Annotated in this window: 17 protein-coding genes; 10 read left to right on the top strand and 7 right to left on the bottom strand. The window is 73.1% G+C overall.

What is annotated here, in order from left to right; genetic code table 11:
• Positions 1–205: 205 nt before the first annotated feature.
• Positions 206–2515, top strand: coding sequence for a hypothetical protein (locus tag LQ326_RS22350; protein ID WP_234539104.1), 2310 nt, complete (start codon positions 206–208; stop codon positions 2513–2515).
• Here the strand turns inward: LQ326_RS22350 and LQ326_RS22345 are convergent, their stop codons facing one another.
• The 4 genes from LQ326_RS22345 to LQ326_RS22330 all read right to left on the bottom strand — a co-directional run bounded on the left by LQ326_RS22345 (position 2516) and on the right by LQ326_RS22330 (position 7462).
• Positions 2516–4954 carry a right-handed parallel beta-helix repeat-containing protein gene (locus tag LQ326_RS22345; RefSeq protein WP_234539103.1) on the bottom strand — a complete coding sequence of 813 codons (2439 nt, stop codon included), beginning with the start codon at positions 4952–4954 and terminating at the stop codon, positions 2516–2518. It lies immediately after the preceding gene.
• A 177-nt stretch (positions 4955–5131) separates the two neighbouring features.
• A complete protein-coding gene (locus LQ326_RS22340) occupies positions 5132–5737 on the bottom strand; it encodes an Rv1733c family protein (RefSeq protein WP_234539102.1) in 606 nt (201 codons plus the stop codon).
• Between the two features lie 398 nt (positions 5738–6135).
• Entirely contained in the window at positions 6136–6960 is an 825-nt protein-coding gene (locus LQ326_RS22335; protein ID WP_234539101.1) for an MOSC domain-containing protein, read from the bottom strand.
• A 43-nt stretch (positions 6961–7003) separates the two neighbouring features.
• Positions 7004–7462 carry a DUF6643 family protein gene (locus LQ326_RS22330; protein WP_234539100.1) on the bottom strand — a complete coding sequence of 153 codons (459 nt, stop codon included), beginning with the start codon at positions 7460–7462 and terminating at the stop codon, positions 7004–7006.
• Positions 7463–7741: 279 nt separating this feature from the next.
• Here LQ326_RS22330 and LQ326_RS22325 point away from each other — a divergent pair, with 279 nt between their 5' ends.
• Positions 7742–9079, top strand: coding sequence for a TerD family protein (locus LQ326_RS22325; RefSeq protein WP_234539099.1), 1338 nt, complete (start codon positions 7742–7744; stop codon positions 9077–9079).
• A gap of 13 nt (positions 9080–9092) precedes the next feature.
• On the opposite strand, the gene LQ326_RS22320 is transcribed toward LQ326_RS22325, so the two are convergent.
• The gene (locus LQ326_RS22320; RefSeq protein ID WP_234539098.1) at positions 9093–10289 is read right to left on the bottom strand and encodes a glycosyltransferase; all 1197 of its coding nucleotides are present in this window, start codon (positions 10287–10289) and stop codon (positions 9093–9095) included.
• A 39-nt stretch (positions 10290–10328) separates the two neighbouring features.
• On the opposite strand from LQ326_RS22320, the gene LQ326_RS22315 reads away from it, so the two are divergent.
• Positions 10329–11120: a glutamate racemase gene (locus LQ326_RS22315; RefSeq protein ID WP_234539096.1), complete on the top strand. Its 792-nt coding sequence runs from the start codon at positions 10329–10331 to the stop codon at positions 11118–11120.
• An 87-nt stretch (positions 11121–11207) separates the two neighbouring features.
• Positions 11208–11768, top strand: coding sequence for a hypothetical protein (locus LQ326_RS22310; RefSeq protein ID WP_234539095.1), 561 nt, complete (start codon positions 11208–11210; stop codon positions 11766–11768).
• Positions 11769–11884: 116 nt separating this feature from the next.
• Here the strand turns inward: LQ326_RS22310 and LQ326_RS22305 are convergent, their stop codons facing one another.
• Positions 11885–12913, bottom strand: coding sequence for an O-antigen ligase family protein (locus tag LQ326_RS22305; RefSeq protein WP_234539094.1), 1029 nt, complete (start codon positions 12911–12913; stop codon positions 11885–11887).
• A 186-nt stretch (positions 12914–13099) separates the two neighbouring features.
• Between LQ326_RS22305 and lnt the strand changes: the two genes are divergently transcribed.
• The 4 genes from lnt to LQ326_RS22285 all read left to right on the top strand — a co-directional run bounded on the left by lnt (position 13100) and on the right by LQ326_RS22285 (position 18165).
• Positions 13100–14713: an apolipoprotein N-acyltransferase gene (lnt, locus tag LQ326_RS22300; RefSeq protein WP_234539093.1), complete on the top strand. Its 1614-nt coding sequence runs from the start codon at positions 13100–13102 to the stop codon at positions 14711–14713.
• A 67-nt stretch (positions 14714–14780) separates the two neighbouring features.
• Positions 14781–15260 (top strand): NUDIX hydrolase, encoded by a 480-nt coding sequence (locus tag LQ326_RS22295; protein ID WP_234539092.1) that lies wholly within the window; start codon positions 14781–14783, stop codon positions 15258–15260.
• A gap of 54 nt (positions 15261–15314) precedes the next feature.
• A complete protein-coding gene (locus LQ326_RS22290; RefSeq protein ID WP_234539091.1) occupies positions 15315–16121 on the top strand; it encodes a 3-hydroxybutyrate dehydrogenase in 807 nt (268 codons plus the stop codon).
• A 76-nt stretch (positions 16122–16197) separates the two neighbouring features.
• The gene (locus tag LQ326_RS22285) at positions 16198–18165 is read left to right on the top strand and encodes a helix-turn-helix domain-containing protein (RefSeq protein ID WP_234539090.1); all 1968 of its coding nucleotides are present in this window, start codon (positions 16198–16200) and stop codon (positions 18163–18165) included.
• Positions 18166–18190: 25 nt separating this feature from the next.
• Here LQ326_RS22285 and LQ326_RS22280 read toward each other — a convergent pair whose 3' ends face one another.
• Entirely contained in the window at positions 18191–19558 is a 1368-nt protein-coding gene (locus LQ326_RS22280; protein ID WP_234539089.1) for an MFS transporter, read from the bottom strand.
• A gap of 252 nt (positions 19559–19810) precedes the next feature.
• On the opposite strand from LQ326_RS22280, the gene LQ326_RS22275 reads away from it, so the two are divergent.
• Together LQ326_RS22275 and LQ326_RS22270 are read left to right on the top strand one after the other, a co-directional pair.
• The gene (locus LQ326_RS22275; RefSeq protein WP_234539088.1) at positions 19811–20569 is read left to right on the top strand and encodes an IclR family transcriptional regulator; all 759 of its coding nucleotides are present in this window, start codon (positions 19811–19813) and stop codon (positions 20567–20569) included.
• Positions 20570–20785: 216 nt separating this feature from the next.
• Positions 20786–21949, top strand: coding sequence for a PP2C family protein-serine/threonine phosphatase (locus LQ326_RS22270; RefSeq protein WP_234539281.1), 1164 nt, complete (start codon positions 20786–20788; stop codon positions 21947–21949).
• The last annotated feature ends 7 nt before the right edge of the window (positions 21950–21956 follow it).

The raw sequence follows: 21956 nt of genomic DNA, 5'->3' as shown, positions 1-21956 counted from the left end.
GCGCCCCATCCTTTCACGGGACCGCACAGGTTGCGCCACTCCCTGTGTCCGTACCCACATGCCAGGTGGACACCACGTGTTGCCCTGGATGTCACACACAACGGGGAGATTCGGTGACGAGTGGTGTGCGTCACACCGGAATCGGCGATCCTGAAACCCGCACGGACACAGACCATCGGCGCGTCACGGGGGAAGTGCGAGAAGAGTGGAACGCGCGCAGGAACGCACCGGGGGCGGCCCCGCCGGGCGGCCCGCCGCACCGGAGATCGACCTGGAACTCCTGGTCCACGGCGTCGGCGGCACCACACCCGGGAAGATGCTCGACGATCCGCGCACGGTGCGGATCACCGGCGACGACACCGCCGCCGTCTTCAGGCGTGCCGAGGACGTCCACGCCGAGTCCCGGCCCGGCGACTACCGCGACCGGCCGGTCCCCGAGGCATACGTCTGGTGCAACCTCACCTCCGGCAACGCCTCCCGCGCGCTGTGGCTGCTGCTTCTGCCGTTCATGGTGGTCAACCTCGCCCACTGGATGCGCCCCGCCGCCGAGGACCGGCCGCGCACCGTGCGCTTCTACGGCCTGCTGGTCCGCCTCGCCGGGCTCACCCTGACCGTCCTGCTGGTAGCCGCCGCCTGCGAGGTCGCCCTGGACCTCACCGCCTGGCAGTGCGCGGGCGTCACCGCCTGCGCCGGCCGGCACTCCTGGCTCCGCTTCCTCTCACCCGCCGGCTCGGGCGGCGGCTGGTGGAGCGCCCCCGGACGCCGGCTCGCCCTGGCCGCCCTGGTGCCCACCGCCCTGACCGGCCTGCTCTGGTACCTCTCGCACCGCACCTGGAGCGCCTACGAGTCCGCCCGGCCCCTGGCCCACGACCCCGAGCCCGGCCACACCTCCCTCGGCAGCCCCGGCTTCTGGTACGGGCGCCGGCTGGTCGCCCGGCTGCGCGCCGCCCACACCGCGGCGGCTCTGCTCACCGTCGCCGCCGCGGTCCTCGCACCGGCGGCCGCCTTCGACCGCCGGCCGGGCGGAGCCGCCGCACTGGACATGACCGGATGGCTGCTGACCGGTGCGCTGACCGCCGGGACGCTCGCCGTGGTGTGGGTGGTATGCCGCCGGGGCCGTACCGAGAACCTCCTCGACCAGGAACTCGACCGGCATCTCGTACGACGTCTGCCGCTGGGTGCGCTGACCCTGCTCGTGCTGGCGGCGGGGTACGCCGGCTGGTCCCGTCCGGGGTGGCGTTCGCCGGGGCGGCTCGCCGGCGACACCGTCTTCGGCGGCCTGGCCCTGGCCCAGGGCGGGCTGGTGATCGTCCTCGCGGTCGTCGCCCACGACCTGCACCGCCGGCTGCCCGATCCGCGCGCCGCGATGCGCGGACTCGGCGGGCCCGCGGTGGCACTGCTCGCCTGCGCGCTGGGCGGGGTGATCTCGGGCGGGGTCGCCCAGCGGGTCTCCGACTGGCTGGACGGCACCGGCACCTCCATCGCCGGACCACCGGTACTGCTGACCTGGCAGGCCTCGGTGATCCCGCCGGTGCTCGTCGTGCTGCTCGCCGCGGTCGCCTGGCTGTCCTGGCGCACCTCCCGGCTCAGCCGCGCGGAACGCGCAGCCGTCGCCCTCGGCCACCCCGGAGAGCCGGAGGACGCGGCCCGCAGCCGCCGTATCGCCCGGGTCCGGGCCATGGCCCTCCTCACCGACCGGACGCCGCTCGTCGTCACCGTGCTGTGCGCCGCCACGCTGGTGCTCGGCGCCGGGGCGCTGGCGGGGGCGCTGGTCACCGGGAAGACGCCGGACACGGCGGCCGACCGGACGTACGCCCTGGTGCACGGCGCGGCCCAGACCTCGCAGGCGCTCGGCTCCTGGCTGGTCGGGCTCGGCTTCATACTCTTCGTCACCTGGGGGCGGCGCGCCTACAAGGACGCCTCCGCGCGGCGCACCATCGGCATCCTCTGGGACGTCGGCACCTTCTGGCCGCGCGCCGCCCACCCCTTCGCCCCGCCCTGCTACGCCGAGCGCGCGGTCCCCGACCTGACCTGGCGGATCGACACCTGGACCCGCCGCACCGGCGGCCGGCTGGTCATCTCCGGCCACTCCCAGGGCAGCGTCCTCGCGGCCGCGGCGGCCTGGCAGCTGACCCCCGCCGTCCGCAAGCGGGTCGCCCTGCTCACGTACGGCTCCCCGCTGGAGCGGCTGTACGGCCGCTGGTTCCCGGCTCACTTCGGTCCCGCCGAACTCGGCTCCCTGCACCGCGAGGTCGCCTGCTGGCGCAACCTCTACCGGCTCACCGATCCCATCGGCGGCCCCGTGCGGATCCCCGGCGGCGACGGCCCCGATGTCGACCACCCGCCCCTGAAGGACCCGCTCGCCTACGGCCGCACCCCCGGTCACCCGCTCCCGGCCCCGATCCTGGGTCACTCCGACTACCAGGCGGATCCGGCCTTCGCCGAGGAACGCGAGCGGCTGCTGGCCCGGCTGCGCCCGGAGCTGCCCGGGCAGCGGCCCCGACCGGGCCGCTGATCAGGCGAGTTCGGGCAGGTCCTGCGGATACAGCAGGCTGAGGTCGTCGGTGGTCGGGTCGGCGAGCTGGGCTACCCGGCTCGCGTGCCGCTCCACCATCGCCTCGAACGTCTGCCGGGCGGTACGGCCGTTGCCGAACGCCGGGCCCTTCGGGAGCACCGTGAAATACGTCAGCAGCGCCTCGGACGCGCCCGGCGCCAGCCGGTACTCGTGCTCGTCGGCCTGCTGCTCCACGATCCGCAACAGCTCGCCCGGGCCGTAGTCGCTGAAGGTGATGGTCCGGGAGAAACGCGACGCCACACCGGGGTTGACCGAAAGGAAGCGCTCCATCTCCTCCGTGTAGCCCGCGACGATCACCACCACGGCGTCCCGGTGGTCCTCCATCAGCTTCACCAGCGTGTCGATGGCCTCCTTGCCGAAGTCCCGCCCGGCGTCCTCCGGCGACAGCGCGTACGCCTCGTCGATGAACAGCACCCCGCCGTGCGCCCGCTGGAAGGCCTCCTGGGTGCGGATCGCCGTGGAACCGATGTGCTCGCCGACCAGGTCGACCCGGGACACCTCGACCAGATGGCCCTTCTCCAGCACCCCGAGGGAGGCGAGGATCTCGCCGTAGAGCCGGGCGACCGTCGTCTTGCCGGTGCCGGGGGAGCCCGTGAACACCAGGTGCCGCTTGACGGAGGCGGCCTTGAGACCGGCCTCCTGGCGGCGCCGGCCGACCTCGATCATGTCGGTCAGCGCACGCACCTCGCGCTTGACGCTGTCCAGGCCGACCAGGGCGTCGAGTTCGCCGAGTACCGCCTTGGAGTTCCGGGCCGGCTCCTCGGGCGCGGCGGGGGCCAGGAGCGGCTCCTGCTCGGCGCTGCGCTGGCCGGGGATCGCGCCCAGCAGGCCGGGGGACCGGTGCGAGGTCTGTACGGCCGTCTCGAGCGCCGCGGGCGGCCGCAGGCTGCCGCTCTCGTCGCTGGTGCAGTCCTCCACCACCGGACCGGTGCCCGAGCCCGCGTCCGGACCGCCGTCCGCGAACTCGTAACCCCCGCGCGCACACCGCTCCGTGCGGCACTTGCGCAGCGTCGTACGGCAGCCGTCGATCACATGGAAGCCGTAGCCGCCGCTGCCGGTGACCCGGCAGTTCTCGAAGGTGCCCCGGCCGCCCGCCGACACATAGAAGCCCGCCTCGGCCGGGGCGTCGACCGTGCAGCGCTCGATGGTGGGGTCGGCGCCCTTGGTGACGATCACGCCGGTCTGGGTGCCGTCCACCGTGCAGTTGTTGAGGGTGCCGCCGCTGCCGTGGTCGCGGAACCAGGCGCCGGTGGCCGCGTCCCGGATCCGGCAGTCGTCGAGCTGTGCGGTGGCGCCGTCACTCACCGACACCGCCGTGTTGCGCACCTGGGAGAGATCGCTGTCGACCACGTCCGCGCGGGAGCCGCGGTCCAGCACGAACAGGGCGTCCGGCACGTCGTGCACCCGGCAGGAGTCCAGCACCACGGTGGCGCCGTCGCTGACCCACACCGCCGGATAGTCGCCCGTGCTGTCGAAGATCTCGCACTGGTTGGCGTCCACCCGGGTGCCCGGGTCCCACACCGACAGGCCGTTGCGACCGAACTGACGCACCGTCGTGCGGGTCAGCGTCAGCACCGACCGCGAGCGCAGATCGACCGCGTTCTCCGGGATGTCGTGGATACGGCAGTCCGCGAGGGTCAGCACCGCGTCCGTGTCCAGCGTGACCCCGTCGGCGGTGGTGCGGTGCACGTCGCAGTCGGTGAGATGCGCCGTCGCCCGCGCGGTGACCTGCACACCGGAGCCGCGCACCTCGTAGATCTCGCACCCCACCGCTTCCAGCGCGGAGCCCTCCCCGGTCGCCGTCAGGCCCGTGCCCGAGGCGTGGTGCACCCGGCAGCGCTCGAGGCGCGGGTGGCCGCCGCCGCGCACCGCCACGCCCGCCTGTCCGGCCGCCACGACCTCGCACTCCTCGAACACCCCGCCGCCGCCGTCCAGCACGGCGACACCGATGCCGGCCGGGTTGTCGACGGTGCACCGCCGCACGGTCGGCCGGGCTCCGCCGCGCACCTCGATGCCGGCGGCGGACCTGGTGACGATCCGTAGGTCCAGCAGCTCGGGCGTGCCCTCCTCGACCAGCAGCGCGGGCGCGGCCGCGTCCTGGCCCTCGACCAGCAGGTCCTGTACGACCGCCGAGGCGCGCACGGTCAGCGGGACCCCGTCCACCGGGGCGATGCGCACCGAGCCCGGCGAGCCCTCCGGGCCGCGCAGCGTCACCGCGCGCTGGACGACGAGGTTCTCCCGGTAGGTGCCGGGCGCGACCGTGAGGACATCGCCGTCGGCGGCGGCCTCCAGGGCGGCGGCGAGCGACGCGTACTCACCTGTGCGGCGCCGCCACCGCGATGTGCCGGTGTGCGTCACCTGGACCGTGCCCTGTGCCATGGCGTTGCTCTGCCCCCACCTCGTCGTACAGATCGCTCGCTTCGCCTTCGGGGCGGCACCGTGAACGGAGCCCGGCCCCTTGTGGTCCGCTCGCGCGCGGGTCGATGCCGAATACGCTTCGGCCGGTCCACCGTAGCGTGCGCCGAGGTGGTGGAATGACCAGAGACGGAAAGGCCGTCAGCTGCCCGTGCCTGCCTTGCCCCAGTCCGGGCCTGCCCGGTCCCAGGCCTGGTCCCAACGTGCGTACCTGCGACGGACCATACGCCAGACGATCATCCGTCTGCCGCCCTCGACCAGCCCCGCGGTGAGCAGGGCCGCGCCGAACCCGGCCAGCACGGCGTGCGTCGTGGCCGTCGCGGAGTCCAGCGGGCGGGCTGTCATGACGCCGTGCTGGTCGGTCCAGACGTCGAAGTGGTCGCCCTTGTGCGGGGACTTGAGGGTCGTCAGGACCGGGCCGTGCCGGCGGGTGCCGTCGGGCGCGGTCCAGTCGGCGAGGACGCGGCTGCGGTTGTCGTGGGCGCCGGCGGCGTCGGGGTCGGCCTCCACCGGGGCGCCGCCCAGCTTGCGCACCACCGTGGCCATGACGAGATGCCGGTCGTGCTGCTGCTGCCGGACCGCCCGCTGGAGGGTGCCCTGGGCGGCGGCGCCGACGAACGAGCCGAGCAGCGGCGCGGCCACCACGATCAGTACCAGCGCCACCAGGGCCACCCAGGCCTCGACCAGGTCGGTCGCGCGGCGCAGCGGATTGCGCCGCCACCGCCACAGGCCGCGGATCGCTCGCACCGACCACCACCCCCTTCCCGCTCCGTGATAACCCCCGCCCGGTCCGTTCACCCGAGCCCCTGGCCGAAGAGAGAGCGAAATCACCCCGGCCGGCACCTTCATGAACTTCTCACGACCCCAACGACCGGGCAGTGGGCCGGGGTTCCCGCCGGGAGCCGAAGATCGTTCGTCGCGTGCGACGCTCGGAGGACGACGGACGGGGTGGCACCGCTGCGGACGGTGCGGACGGCGGGACCGTCACGGGAGTGCGGGTGGCTCGGGCCGGCCCCGTTCGGCCACCGGGACCGCCGCCGTCGATGCCGCTGGACGACGACATCGTGCGGTCACCGGTGCGGTGCGGTCACCGACGTCGTGCGGTCACCGACGTCCTTCGGCCCCCGGCACCGCCCGGCTCACTGTCAGTCGAGGACCCGGACCGGGTCCCCCGCCCGGATCGTGCCGGGGGAGAGCGGTACCAGGTTCTGGCCGAAGACCAGCTGGTTGCCGAACCTGCGGTGCCGTGCCAGTGTCCGAAGCGGCTCTCGGCCGCGCTCGGCGGTGACCTGGTCGGTCGTGGTCACGACGCACCGCCCGCACATCTTCGCGACCCGGAACTCGACCTCGCCGATGGCGATCCGTCGCCAGTCGTCCTCCGCCCAGGCCGGTGTGCCGCGCACGACCACGTTCGGCCGGAACCGGTTCATGGGCAGCGGACCCTCGTCGGCGTGCTCACCCCGCGCGATCAGGGAGTTGAGGGCGTCCAGCGAGGCCTGCGCGGTGACCAGCAGGGGAAAACCGTCGGCGAAGCTCACGGTCTCGCCCGGCAGCGCGTGGCCCGGGTCGACCGGGCGGCGGATCGCGGGGGCGTCCATGTGGGCGAGCCGGACGTCGGCCTCCAGATACGCGCCGCACCACGCATGGGCCGCCTCGGCCGCGAGGACCGCCTCCACCTTCGTACCGAAGATGTCCACCGGCACCGTGCCCCCCGGCTCCGGAACCGGCACTGTCAGAGGTGTGCGCCCGGGCGCGGACAGACGTACGCCGCCGCCGGGCAGCAGCTCGGCAGCGGCGAGCGCGAGGCGCGGCTGCACCCGCTGGGTGACGACCTTTCCCCCGTCGTCGATCAGAACCCAGCGTCGGTCGCCGGCCAGCCCCCAGGGCTCCACGACGGCCTCCCGGGGCGCGAAGCCCCGGAGCGCCTTGACCGGGTGAACGTGAATCGACTGCAGTTCGGCCTTCCCCATGACGCCATCGTGCCAGGCCGCACGGACATCCGGGGGTCGCCGGTCAGTAGCCGCGGTACTGCTGCTGTTGCTGGTTGTTGTACGGGTCCTGGTACGGAGCTCCCTGCGCGGGGCGCGGGGCGGCCGGGCGCATCGCCTCGTAACCCGAGCCCCCCATCGCCGGACGGGGCGGCTGCGGCTGCTGGGCCGGGTAGCCGCGCGGTCCCGTCGCCTGCTGGGGGATGTAGGCCGTGGGCGCCTGCTGCAGCGGTGCGGGCTGCTGCATCTGCTGCGGGTAGCCGTAGCCCTGGGCCGGCTGGGAGGGGCCCGCGGGCAGGGCGGGCAGTGCCGACGGCAGCGCGGGCAGGTTGCTGAAGCTGCTGGGCGCGTCGTAGGCGGGAGGGACCCGGATCGGGGCGATCTGGGGGGTGCCCCGCTCGGCCACGAGCGAGTCGTAGATCGGGGTGTCCGGGAAGGAGGCGGAGTAGTAGCCGCCGCCATAGGTGGAGCGGGGGGAGGTCATGGCACATAAGTTAAGCCCACGATGTGCTGGTTGGGGAGACCGATAAGAGGGTTGTTTTTCGTGTCGGCAGTGACGCCGGATCCCCAATCCGAGCGAAGTCGGCAAAAAAGGACGGCAATCAGCGTTCTGATCGTGTAAAGGCCGAGTTCCGAGCCGGCTACCGGCAGTTGGCCAGCGATCTTCCTGTGCCACTCATGGGAGATCCACGGCCCCGGGAATAGGTTGTGAGAGTACGGATGACGCGGGACCGCCGGGACGTGCCCGGCATGCCGACACGCGATGGGGGCGGACATGTCAATGCCGAAAGGATCGAATACGCCGGTGCCGACGACGGCCCTGCGCGTCGAATTGGGCTGGCGCTCCGGTCCGGGCGCCCCCGACGCGGACGCCTCGGCACTGCTGCTGGTCGCCGGGAAAGTACGCTCCGACGGCGACTTCGTCTTCTACAACCAGCCGGCGCACGCCTCGGGCGCAGTCCGGCACGAGGGCAAGCGGCGCTCCGGCGACCTGGTCACCGACACCCTCTTCGTCGACCTCGCGCGCGTGGAGACGCCCATCGAGCGGATCGTCCTCGCGGCCTCGGCCGACGGCGGAACGTTCGGACAGGTCCCCGGCCTCTATGTCGAGGTGCGGAACGCGGCGGACGCAAGTGTGGTCGCCCGGTTCGACAGCATGGGCGCCACGGTCGAAACCGCTTTCGTGCTCGGTGAGTTGTACCGGCGCCAGGCCGGCTGGAAATTCCGTGCGGTCGGCCAGGGGTACAGCAGCGGGCTGGAGGGGCTCGCCACCGATTTCGGGATCACGGTGGACGAGCCGCAGCACCCGGCGCGGCCCCCCAAACCGCAGGCCGCCCCTTCGGTCCCGAATCCCGTGGCTCCCGCGGCCCCCGGTCCGGTCACCCCGCCGCAGCCCGCCGCACCGCCCTTCCCGCGGCATCCGGCGCCGGCCCCCGCCGGTCTGCCCGTTCCGCCGCCTGCGCCCACCGCACCCGTACGGCTGTCCAAGGTGACGCTCACCAAGGCGGCGCCCTCCGTCTCGCTGGCCAAACAGGGCGGCACCTCGGGCGCGCTGCGGGTCAACCTCAACTGGCAGGTCCGAAAGCAGCTCCCGGGCTGGGGCGGACCGCACGGCGGAGCGGGCGACCTCGACCTCGACCTGTGCGCCTTGTACGAACTCGCCGACGGCCGCAAGGGCGTCGTCCAGGCACTGGGCAACGCCTTCGGCTCCCTGAACCGGCCGCCGTACATCCACCTCGACGGCGACGACCGCACCGGCGCCGTGTCGAGCGGCGAGAACCTCACCGTCAACCTCGACCACAAACAGGACTTCCGGCGCATCCTGGTCTTCGTGACGATCTACCGGGGCGCCTCGTCCTTCGCCGACCTGCACGCCACGGTCACCCTCCGGCCCCAGCACGGCGCCGCGGTCGACTTCTCCCTGGACGAGTGCACGGTTCCCTCCACCGTGTGCGCGCTGGCCCTGCTCACCAACACCGGCGGCGATCTCCTGGTGCAGCGCGAGGCGCGCTATCTGGTTCCGGAGCGCGGGGTGAGCCCGCAGCGGACCGTCGACCGCGCCTACGGCTGGGGCATGAACTGGACGCCCGGCCGCAAGTGACCGCACGGGGCGGTCAGCCTTCGTCGGCGACCGTGCCGGGACGCGTGTACGTGCGGCCCTTCCAGGCCGCGCCGCGCCCCCGGTAGTGCTGCACCGCCGAGTCGACCGTCATGAGGAGATAGAGGAACGCGGTGAACGGCAGCAGCGGGGCGAGCCACAGCGGCTGCCGGTAATAGCGGAGCATCGGCAGGTACGTCGCGGTCATCACCAGCCAGGCCGCCACGCCGAGGAGCACCGCCGGCGCGTCGCCGGTGACCAGCCCGGCCGGCACCGCCGCCGGCGGCACCAGGTACACCAGCGCCAGACCGGCGGCCGTCCCGAGGAGCAGCAGCGGGTTGTGCCGCAGTTGCGCGTACGCGCTGCGGGAGACCATCCGCCACAGGTCGCGCAGGCGCGGATACGGGCGCACGCTGTCCACCCGGTCGGCGAGCCCCAGCCAGATGTGCCCGCCGCCGCCCTTCACCGCGCGGGCGAGCGCCACGTCGTCGATCACGGCGTGCCGGATGGCGTCCGGGACGCGCGCCTTCGCCGCGGTGTCGGCGCGCAGCAGGACACAGCCGCCCGCCGCTGCCGCCGTGCGCGACCCCCTCCGCCCGATCCTGCGGAACGGGTACAGCTGGGCGAAGAAGTAGACGAAGGCCGGCACCACCAGCCGTTCCCACAGACTCGCCACCCGCAGCCGGGCCATCTGCGAAACCACGTCGAAGCCACCGGTGCGGGCGGCCGCGACCAGCAGCCGCAGGCTGTCCGGCTCGTGCGCGATGTCGGCGTCCGTCAGCAGCAGGTACTCGGGGCCACGCGCGCGTGCCAGCGCGATGCCGTGCCGCAGCGCCCACAGCTTGCCCGTCCAGCCCGCCGGCGGCTCACCACCGGGCGAGCTCACGGTCAGCGGCAGCCCGCCGCCGCGCGCGGCCAGCTCCCTGGCCAGCTCCCCCGTGCCGTCCGTACTGCCGTCGTCGACGAGGAACACCTCCGCCCGCCCCGGATAGTCCTGCGCCAGCAACGACGGCAGACTCAGGGGCAGGACGTCCGCCTCGTCCCGGGCCGGGACCACCACGCACACGTCCGGCCACGCGGCGGGCTCGCGCCGCGGCGGCAGCCGGACGTCGGTGCGCCAGAAGAAGCCCTGGCAGAGCAGCAGCCACAACCAGGCGGCGAGGGATACGGCGGCGGTCCACGCGAAGGCGCTCACCCGCGCAGTCTGCCCCATGGGGCCTGCTCCCAACGGCCCATCGTCTATCGTGGCCGGGTGAAGATCGCGCTCATCGACTCCGGCATCGGCCTGCTGGCGGCCACCGCAGCGGTACGGCGGCTGCGCCCCGACGCCGATCTCGTCCTCTCCTTCGACCCCGCGGGCATGCCCTGGGGACCGCGTACCCCCGAGGGCGTCACCGAGCGCGCCATGGCCGTCGCCGAGGCCGCCGCCGCCCGCCGGCCCGACGCGCTGATCATCGGCTGCAACACGGCGACCGTGCACTCCCTGCCCGCGCTGCGCGCGCGCCTGGAACCCGGCATCCCGGTCATCGGCACGGTACCGGCGATCAAGCCGGCCGCCGCCGCCGGCGGCCCCGTCGCGATCTGGGCGACCCCCGCCACCACGGGCAGCGCCTACCAGCGGGGCCTCATCGAGCAGTTCGCCGGCGGCGTGCCGGTCGCCGAGGTGCCCTGCTGGGGGCTGGCCGAGGCCGTCGAGCACGCCGACCAGGCCGCCATCGACGCCGCCGTGGCCGCGGCGGCCCAGCTCACGCCGGACGACGTGACGACCGTCGTCCTGGGCTGCACCCATTACGAACTCCTGGCGGAACGTATCCGCGCCGCCGTCCAGCGCCCCGGCGCCGCCCCGCTCGCCCTGCACGGCTCAGCCGGCGCGGTGGCCGCCCAGGCGCTGCGCCGGATCGGCGCGCGGCCGGCCCCCGACGCACCGGCCACCGGCACGGTGACGGTACTGCTCAACAGCCGGGAGGGCGAGCTGCCCGAGGCCGCGCTCAGTTACGCCGAGGCCCGACTGCTGCGCGCGGCCAGTCCTGCCGCGTCCCAGTGACCCTGGGGGTCGGCTGTACCGCCGATGTGAGCAGTCACCCTGCGCGACGCGGTACCCGCGCAGCGAAACCTGAGTAATCTCGTAGCCATGAGGGACCAACCCCGCGACCTCTCTCCCGACAAGGACGCCTCGCACCCGGATGTCTGGACCGGGCGCGCCACGAACCGGGTCCAGTGGCTGCTGGCGCTGGTGGGCGCGGCCTGCATGGCGCTCGGTATCGAACTGGCCGTGGACTCCGCCTGGTCATCGGGGGCCGCCCCGCTGGTGATGTCGGTCGTGGGCTGCATCGCGGCCGGACTGCTGGTCCTCTTCGGCACCCTCGCCTTCGTGCACGTCGACCTGAAGCTCGACGGGGAGTGCCTCGAAATCCGCTGCGGTCATATAGGAGTACCGCGCCGTCGTATTCCGCTCTCCCATGTGGTCGGCGCCGACTTCTCCCCGCAGATCACCCCGCGCCACTGGGGCGGCTGGGGCTACCGCTGGCGCCCCGAGAAGGGCACGGCCGTCGTCGTCCGCCGTGGCGAGGGCATCGTCCTGCGTCTGTGGGACGGCCATACCTTCACGATCACCGTGGACAACGCCGAGTCCGCCGTGCGTGTCATCAGGGAGCGCCTGCGGACGATCACACCGGGTACGGCGGCGCATTGACGCAGGCCGCAGGCGGGGCTGGAGCACCCATGGCTGGCGCACATGTGGCCAGGCCGCATGTGGCCGTGCCCCTATGGGGGTGAGCCACATGTGCCAGGGCCATAGAGCCGTACGGCTCAACTGCCCGGTACCCCCGCCCCCCATGGATGTGCCGTCGCCAGGCCCGCGAGCAGGCCCGCGCCCGCCGACACCGTCGTGAAGCTGAGCGCGTCGCCGACCGCGGCGATCGCGGCCAGGGCGGTGAGTGCCGCGCCCGCCGTGAGGGTGACCGGCGTGGAGCGGGGCGACCGCCACAGGGCGTAGAGGATCCAGCAGAACGCCGTGGCCAGCAGCAGGACACCGAACAGGCCCTGTTCAGCGGCCTGCTGGAGCGGGGCGGAGTGCGGTTTGCCGTCGGGCAGCAGGGCCTCGGGCGCGCTGCCGCTCAGCTCGCCGAGGCGCCCCGGGCCGACGCCCAGGGCGGTGTTCCGGCGTGCGAGGCGCAGGGCGTCCCGCCACAGCTGGACGCGGTGCTCAGGAAGGGGCCCCCGCAGGGCGGAGGTGAGCCCGGCGGGCAGGACGTTCGCGGCTACCCCCCACACCGTGGCGGTCACCAGCGTGGCCGCCAGGAGCAGCCCGGCGAGGCCCGGCCCCCGTCGCCGCATCCGGCCGGCGGCCAGGGAACACAGCAGGACGACGGCACTGGCCGCGCAGCCGGCCGCCGAGCCCATGGCCGCCCCGGCCACCGCGATCCCGGCGGCCAGCATCCGCAGCCCGAACCGCAGCGCCGGAACCGGCGTCGCCCACGCGGCGCAGCACGCGGCGCCCGTCGCGAGGGCCAGCAGCGCCGCCACGGCACCCGTATGGCCGAGCGGGGTCGTGAACTGCGGGCCCGGAGCCACTTGGGGCATCGCCACCGCGAGTCCCAGCCCCGCCACGGCGCCGGCACACGGCGCCGCCACCGGCAAGAGCGAGCCGGACATCCGGCCCGCCGCGTAGCCCGCGGCCACCGCGAGCACCGCCAGCAGCACTCCCTCGGGCCGCGCGTCGCGTCCGATCGACGAGACCAGCGGCCACCCGGCGCAGGCCCCGAGCACCACGACGCCCAGCGCGTCAGAAACGTTTCGTCTGTCGTTGTCCGTGTCCTTCTCGGCAGCGGACGTCATCCCGGTAGACCCCACCGTCGCCCCCCGTACCCCGGTCCCCCGACCTGTGGCGGGCCCCGCCGCCCGCCACGGCACACCGTAACCGGGTGATGCCCCTTTTGTGGATGACTTGCGCGGGAACGGTGTGATTCACGCATGCCGAGACCGCGCTGTCGGCCGCAAGGTCAACCGCCGTACACTCCCGGAGTGACCGCCACCGCAACTTCCGTGGACCAGTCGGACCAGCTCACGTCGCGCCCCGCGCCCCGCGCACGCGGCCTCCGGCTGCTTCGCCGTCTGGTCCCGGCCGCCGCCTCCGCGCTCAGCGGAGTGCTGCTGTACATCAGCTTCCCGCCGCGCACCCTGTGGTGGCTGGCCCTGCCCGCCTTCGCCGGACTCGGATGGGTGCTGCGCGGCCGCTCCTGGAAGGCGGCCCTCGGGCTCGGCTACCTCTTCGGGCTCGGCTTCCTGCTGCCCCTGCTGGTGTGGACGGGCGTGGAGGTCGGCCCCGGGCCGTGGCTGGCGCTGGTGGCGATCGAAGCGATCTTCATCGCCCTGGTCGGGGTGGGCGTGGCCGCCGTCTCCAAGCTGCCGGCCTGGCCGGTGTGGGCGGCCGCCCTGTGGATCGCGGGCGAGGCGGCACGCGCGCGCGTGCCCTTCCGCGGCTTCCCCTGGGGCAAGATCGCCTTCGGGCAGGCGGACGGCGTCTTCCTGCCGCTCGCCGCGGTGGGCGGCACCCCGGTGCTCGGTTTCGCCGTCGTCCTGTGCGGGTTCGGCCTGTACGAGGCGGGGCGACTGGCCGTCGAGGGCCGGCGGACCCTGGAGATCCGGCGCGGAGCCGCGGCCGCGGCCCTGCTGAGTGTGGCCGTGCCCGTGGCGGGCGCGGTCGCCGCGCGGACGCTGGTGAGTGACAAGGCCGAGAAGGGCTCGGTCACCGTCGCGCTCATCCAGGGCAACGTGCCGCGCGCGGGCCTGGACTTCGCCTCCCAGCGGCAGGCGGTTCTCGACTACCACGTGAAGGAAACGCTCAAGCTGGCCGCCGATGTCAAGGCGGGCAAAGCCGCCAAGCCCGACTTCGTGCTGTGGCCGGAGAACTCCTCCGACGTCGATCCGTTCGCCGACGCCGGCGCGGCCGCCGTGATCGACGAGGCCGCCAAGGCGATGGGCGTGCCCATCTCGGTCGGCGGGGTCGTCGAGCGGGACGGCAAGCTGCTCAACGAGCAGATCCTGTGGGACCCGGTCAAGGGCCCGACCGCGACGTACGACAAACGGCAGATCCAGCCCTTCGGCGAGTACCTCCCGCTGCGCACTCTGGTCGGCGCCGTCAACAAGGACTGGACCAGCATGGTCCGCCAGGACTTCAGCCGGGGCACCAAGCCCGGTGTGTTCGACATCGACGGCGCCGAGGTCGGCCTCGCCACCTGCTACGAGGCCGCCTTCGACTGGGACGTGCGGGACACCGTCACGCACGGCGCCGAGATGATCTCCGTGCCGAGCAACAACGCCACCTTCGACCGCAGCGAGATGACCTACCAGCAGCTCGCCATGTCCCGGATCCGCGCGGTCGAGCACAGCCGGACCGTCACCGTGCCGGTGACCAGCGGCGTCAGCGCGGTCATCATGCCGGACGGGGAGATCACCCAGAAGACCGGCATGTTCGTGCCCGCCTACCTGGTCCAGAAGGTGCCGCTGCGCACCTCCGAGACGCCCGCGACCCGTCTCGGCATCCTGCCGGAGATCGCGTTGGTGCTGGTCGCGGCGGGCGGGGCCGGCTGGGCGATCGGCGCCGGGATGCGCGGCCGGCGCGCCGGTGACGCGTAGCCGTACACCCGCTGTACGCCCCCTGGTTCCGCCCGGGTGCGAGGAACCGGGCGGTTAGGGTCGGCCCATGGCTACTCCTGACTTCATCCGCACGGTCCGGGCCAGCGCGGGCCACCAGTTGCTCTGGCTGCCCGGGATCACCGCCATCGTCTTCGACGACGACGGCAGAGTGCTGCTGGGCCGCCGTACCGACACCCGCAAGTGGTCGGTCATCGGCGGCATTCCGGAGCCGGGGGAGCAGCCCGCGGCCTGCGCCGTGCGGGAGGTCTTCGAGGAGACGGCGGTGCGCTGTGTCGCCGAGCGGGTGGTCCTCGTCCAGGCGCTGGAGCCGGTCACCTACCCGAACGCGGACGTCTGCCAGTTCATGGACATCACCTTCCGCTGCCGGGCCGTCGGCGGCGAGGCCCGCGTGAACGACGACGAGTCGCTGGACGTGGCCTGGTTCGACGTGGACGCCCTGCCGGAGCTGCACGAGTTCGGGGTGTTCCGGATCAAGCAGGCCATGTCGGATGCACCCACATGGTTCGACGCTACGGCTTTCAGCTGAAGTATGTGTGCTGACGCCATGGGGGAGGTGATGGGTGCCCCCTAGGGTCGACCCATGAGTTCGCCCAGTACCCGCCTCGCCCCCGCCCTCGACCTGCACGGCCGCACCGCCCTCGTCACCGGTGCCGCCGGAGGCATCGGCCGCGCCTGCACCCTGCGTCTCGCGGCGGCCGGTGCCCGGGTCAGAGCCGTCGACCGGGACGAGACGGGGCTGACCGAACTCGTCGATCTGGCCGGGCGGACCGCGGGCCCGGCGGGCGGCGGCGCCGTGGAACCGTACGTCCTCGACCTCACCGACCTGGACGCGGCCGAACGCGCCGCCGCCGGCACCGACGTCCTCGTCAACAACGCGGGCCTCCAGCTGGTGCGCCCCATCGAGGAGTTCCCGCCGGACGTCTTCCACACCGTCCTGACCGTGATGCTGGAGGCACCGTTCCGGCTCATCCGGGGCGCGCTGCCGCACATGTACCGGCAGGGCTGGGGACGGATCGTGAACGTGTCCTCCGTCCACGGGCTGCGTGCCTCGGCCTACAAATCCGCCTATGTGGCCGCCAAACACGGTCTGGAGGGGCTGTCGAAGACGGCCGCTCTGGAGGGCGCGCCCCACGGGGTGACCTCGAACTGTGTGAACCCGGGCTATGTGCGCACTCCACTGGTCGAGAAGCAGCTCGCCGACCAGGCCCGCGCGCACGGCATTCCCGAGGAGCGGGTGCTGTCCGAGGTGCTCCTGACCGACAGCGCCGTCAAACGGCTCGTCGAACCGGAGGAGGTCGCCGAGGCGGTGGCCTACCTCTGCGCCCCCCAGGCGTCCTTCGTCACGGGCACCTCTTTGGTGCTCGACGGCGGCTGGACGGCCCACTGACACACCGGGCACCCGTCGGCCCGTGAGTTTTCCACAGGCCCGACGGGCCGGAGCGGCGATGCGGAATCCTGTGACCATGTCTCGCGATCACGTGCAGCCCGTCAGGCGGCCGGCCCCGGCTGCGGCGGCCGGCGACCTCGACCTGGACGCCGAAGCGCTGGGGGGCGCCGAGCCGGCGTACCTCGAACTGCTGGCCAGAGGCGCCTCGGCCGAGGCGTACGAGCAGCCGGTGCTGCTCGCCCGCGCCGAGAACCGGCCGCCGGAGCGGATCGCCGCCCTGGAGCGGGCCAAACTCCTCGCGCTGCGGGTGCGCACCGAGCTGGAGGGCAGACGCCGGCGTGAGGCCGAGCTGTCCGCCCTGTTCGAGACCGCCCATGACCTGGCAGGACTGCGGGACGTGGACGCCGTGCTCCAGGCCATCGTCCAAAGGGCCCGTTCCCTGCTCGGCACGGACGTCGCGTACCTGAGCCTGAACGACCCGGCGCGCGGCGACACCTACATGCGGGTCACCGAGGGCTCGGTCGCGGCCCGCTTCCAGCAGCTGCGGCTCGGCATGGGGGAAGGGCTCGGCGGACTTGTCGCACTGACCGCGCGGCCGTACGTCACCGACGACTACTTCAAGGACGACCGCTTCCAGCACACGCTCACCATCGACGCCGGGGTGCGCGACGAGGGCCTGGTCGCCATCCTCGGTGTCCCGCTCATGCTCGGGCCGCACGTCATCGGGGTGCTGTTCGCAGCGGACCGGCGGGCCCGTGTCTTCGAACGGGAGCAGATCGCGCTGCTCGGATCCTTCGCCGCGCTCGCCGCGGCCGCCATCGACACGGCGAACCTGCTCACCGAGACCCGTTCGGCCATGACCGGCCTGGAGCGGGCCAACGAGATCATCAAGGCCCACAGCGCCGTCATCGAACGTGCCTCGGAGATCCACGACCGGCTCGCCGAACTCGTGCTGCGCGGCGGCCAGGTCCATGACGTGGCCGCCGCCGTCTCCGAAGTCCTCGGCGGTACGGTCGAGTTCACCGACACCGCCGATCCCCGCCCGCTGGAGACGTCGCGCACGGAGGGGCACGCGGTACGGCACGGCGACGACTGGATCGCCGCGGTCGCCGCGGGTGGCGAACTCCTCGGCGCGCTGGTGCTGCGCGGCAACCCGGGCCTCGACCCCGTCGACCAGCGCACCCTGGAGCGCGCCGCGATGGTCACCTCACTGCTCCTGCTCGCCCGTCGCTCCGCCGCCGAGGCCGAACAGCGGGTGCGTGGCGAGCTGTTGGACGACCTGCTCGACGCCCGTGATCGCGAGCCACGCCAACTGAGCGACCGCGCCGCCCGGTTGCAGGCCGACCTTGACGCCACCCACGTCGTGCTCGCCGCCCGCCTGGACGGCCCGGCGGCGGACGCCGAAGAGGCGGCGGCAGCACGCCGCCGGCTGTGGTCGGCCGCGTCCCACCTGGCCACCACCCGGCACGGCCTGGCAGCGGCCCGTGACGGCGGTACCGTCCTGCTGCTGCCCCTCGGCCCCGGCGGCACCGCGACCGGCCTGGCCCGGCGCACCGCCCGGCAGCTGGGCACCGCCGTCCACCAGCCGGTGACCGTCGGCGCCTCCGCTCCCGTCGCCGACCTCGCCACCCGCCCCGACACCGTGGCCGTCGCGTACGCCGAGGCCCGCCGCTGCCTGGACGCGCTGGACCTCCTCGGCCGGGGCGGAGACGGCGCCGCCGCCGAGGACTTCGGCTTCCTCGGTCTGCTCCTCGCCGGTGAACGGGACGTCGCCGCGTTCGTCACCCGCACCATCGGCCCGGTCGTCGCGTACGACACGCGGCGCGGCACGCAGCTGCTGCGGACTCTCGACGCGTACTTCGCCTGCGGGATGAGCCCGGCCCGTACGAAGGACGAACTGCACGTCCACGTCAACACGGTGGCCCAGCGGCTGGAGCGGGTGACCCGTCTGCTCGGCGACGACTGGCAGAGCCCCGCCCGCGCCCTGGAGATCCAACTGGCGCTGCGGCTGCACCGGTTGGGGGCGCAGCCGCAGCGCCGCTGATCCCGGGGGGACCGGCGGCACGTGCTCAGTGGGCGGGCACGTCGTCGGTGCGCGGCGAGACGGTCGCGAGGCCGTCGTCGGCCAGGTCGCGCCGCCGGGTCTCCTTCGCCACGCCCACCGCGACCAGCGTGAGCAGGGACGCCGCGATCACGTAGAGGGCGATCGGGGTCGAGCTGCCGTAGTCGGACAGCAGTGCGGTGGCGATGAGCGGGGCGGGCGCACCGGCCGCGACGGAGGCGAACTGGGCGCCGATGGAAGCGCCGGAGTAGCGCATCCGGGTCGCGAACATCTCGGCGAAGAAGGCGGCCTGAGGCGCGTACATGGCGCCGTGCAGTACCAGGCCGACGGTGACCGCCAGCACCAGATACCCGAATCGACCGGTGTCGGCGAGGGCGAAGAACGGGAATATCCACAGCCCGGTCCCGGCGGCGCCCAGCAGGTAGACGGGCCGCCGCCCGATCCGGTCCGACAGCGCGCCCCACGCCGGGATCACGGCGAAGTGCACGGCGGAGCCGATGAGTACGGCGTTCAGGGCGGTCTGCTTGGAGACCCCGGCGGAGGTGGTGGCGTAGACGAGGACGAAGGCCGTGATGACGTAGTAGCCGATGTTCTCCGCCATGCGCGCGCCCATCGCGATCAGTACGTCACGCCAGTGGTTCCGCAACACCGAGACCAGTGGCGGCGGTTCGGCCGTCCCGGCGCTGCGCCGGGCCTCGGACCGTGCCAACGCCTCACGGAACACGGGCGATTCGTCGACGGAGAGCCGGATCCACAGACCGACGACGACCAGCACACCGGAGAGCAGGAACGGGATCCGCCAGCCCCAGCTCCCGAAGGCGTCGTCGGACAGGACGGCGGTGAGCAGCGACAGCACCCCGGTCGCCAGCAGCTGGCCGGCCGGGGCTCCGGTCTGCGGCCACGAGGCCCAGAAGCCGCGCCGGCGTGCGTCGCCGTGCTCGGAGACGAGCAGGACGGCTCCGCCCCACTCACCGCCCAGCGCGAACCCCTGGACGAGCCGCAGGAGAGTCAGCAGCACCGGCGCCGCGCCGCCGACCGTGGCATGCGTGGGCAGCAGCCCGATCGCGAACGTGGCCCCGCCCATCAAAAGCAGACTCAGCACGAGCAGCCGCTTGCGCCCGAGCCGGTCCCCGTAATGCCCGAACACCAGAGCCCCGAGCGGCCGGGCGGCGAACCCCACGGCGTACGTCAGGAACGCCAGCAGGGTGCCTACGAGCGGATCGGAGTCCGGGAAGAACAGCTTGTTGAAGACGAGGGCGGCCGCGGAGCCGTAGAGAAAGAAGTCGTACCACTCGATCGTGGTGCCGACGAGACTTGCGGCGACGATGCGGGGGAGGCTGTGCGGGGCTGGTGGAGCGCTTGTGGGCGACGACATCGGCACCACTTCCTGGCGTTCGACGGGGACGTTTGCGTGTCGCCACACCGTAGGAAGTCGCAGGTCAGAGGCGTATGTGGTGGGACACCATACTTATGGGCACAGGAGTGAGTGCGGCAACCATCAAGCCGCCGTGCCGCCGGGGCCGTACGGCGGTCGTGCGGACCGCTCAGGAGCCCCACGCCCTGCTGACGCCACGGCCGAAGAAGCCCGCGTCTTGCTCACGCCGCGTGTCGGGCGCACGCTGGTGACATGGGCGTCCAGGAGAGCCCCACGCTCATCATGTCCGTACAGCGTGCCTTCCGCCTGCTGGAGGCGGTGAGCGTGCATGAGAACGGCGCGCCCGCGAAGCAGCTGGCACGTGAGACCGGGCTGCCCCTGGCCACCGCCTACCACCTGCTGCGGACGATGACCCACGACGGATACCTGCGGAAGCTGGCCGACGGCGGCTTCGTCCTCGGTGACAGGGTGCACACGCTGCACATCACGGGCCAGACCCAGGCGCTGCTCAGCCGCGTCCGGCCGACGCTCGCCGCGCTGCGTGACGAGCTGACCGCCGCCACCTACCTCACGTTCTACGAGAGCGGCGAGATCAGCGTCACCGAGATCGTCGACGGACCCCGTGCGCCCCGCGTCGACCTCTGGGTGGGATTCGGGGAGGCGGGACACGCCACCGCGCTGGGCAAGACCGTCCTGCGCGAACTGGACGAGGAGTCCCGCCGTGACTACCTCTCCCGGCATGATCTTGCCGATCTGACGCCGCGGACCATCACCAGCCTGCCGGAGCTGCTCCGGAACCTCGACGCCTCTCCCATGGCACCGGCCGTCACGGACCTTGAGGAGTACGCGCTGGGCACGGTGTGCATCGCCGTGCCCGTCTACCGCGGCGACGTCCTCGGCTCGCTCGGCGTCTCGTTCCCGGTGGAACGGCTCTCCCGTCTCCCGCAGGCCCGGGGCCGGCTGCTCCTGACCGCGGAACGCGTGACCAGAGGTCTCTCGCTCACTATCTGAAAACCCTCTCCTTGCGATGTGCCGACCGAATCCCGTTTCCTGGATGAAACGGACAAGTCGGTCTTAAGGGCTTAACGGGTGAGTATTGCGAACAGGGACATGAGGCAGGCGGGTGACCATGGTGGCAAGCGCCGGCCGTTGCGGCCGCTCAGGAAGTCAGGGGCCGGTCCGGGAGTACCGGTCCCCAGCCGTGCCGTCTCGCAACTGGCCGCCGGAATGCCGGTGGCGCCGGTTCTGATCGTCTCCGGCGTCGCGCTCGTCGCCGTCTGCGCAGACCCGGGGATGTTCTGGCTGCCGCTGCTGGCGGCCGGGCCGGCCCTGGCCGCCAGTACCAACGGTCCCCGAGGCGTCCTGTACGTGGGACTCCTCGCCGTGGTGCTGGGCGCCGCCCTCGGCGTCAGGGAGGCCGGTCCGGGGCACGAACTGGTGGCCATGCTCGCGGCACTGCTGGCCGTCACCCTGGCGAGCGCGCTGTCCAGCGCGCTGCGCGGTCGCCGGGAACGGGTGCTCGCCGCCGTCCGCTCGGTCGCGGAGGCCGCCCAGCACGCCGTGCTCAAGCCGATCCCGCGGACCGTCGGTCCGTTCCGGGTGGCGGTCCGCTACAGTGCGGCGGCGGCCGAGGCCCGTATCGGCGGCGATCTCTACGCGCTGGTGTCCACCCCGCACGGGGTCAGGCTGATCGTCGGCGACGTGCGCGGCAAGGGGCTGCCGGCGGTCGAGATCGCGGCACTCGTCCTCGGCGTCTTTCGCGAGGCCGCCTACGACGAGCCCGACCTCCTCGCCGTCGTCGGCAGGATCGAGCGGAGCCTGGCACGCAACCTCGGCCCCGACGACTTCGTCACCGCGGTGGTCGTCGGGCACCCGCACGCCGGGCAGCTCGAGGTGGTCAACTGCGGACACGCCTCTCCGCTGCTGATATCCCGGTCCGGGGACGTCGTCGCGGTCGAGGCCGCCCGTCCGGCTCCGCCCCTTGGCCTGCGCGCCCTCGTCGCTGAGCCCCCCTGCCTGGAGACCCTGCCCTTCTCCGAGGGCGATCAGCTGCTGCTCTACACCGACGGCGTCATCGAGGCCCGCGACCGCGCCCGTGAGTTCTACCCGCTGGCCGAAAGAGTGGCCTGTCATGTGTCCGACGAGCCGGAACACATCCTCTCGGCGGTCCATGACGAACTGCTGGCACACGTGGGGGGCCGGCTGCACGACGACGCGGCGCTGCTCCTGCTCCGTATGCAGGCGGTGGGCGAACCGGTCCCGACCGCATCGAAGGCGCGGGAAAAGGCCGTCCCGGAAACGGCAGGCCAGGATCAGGACGGCCAGGACGGCCAGGACGGAAAGGACGGAAAGGACGGCCGCGAAGCCGTTCCCGTGGTCTCGCGCAGCTGATCCGCCG

Source organism: Streptomyces shenzhenensis, assembly GCF_021462265.1.
In the GTDB taxonomy this organism is placed as follows: domain Bacteria; phylum Actinomycetota; class Actinomycetes; order Streptomycetales; family Streptomycetaceae; genus Streptomyces; species Streptomyces shenzhenensis.
Note: the sequence above shows the minus strand (reverse complement) of the source record. Positions and strands in the feature narration are given on the sequence as shown.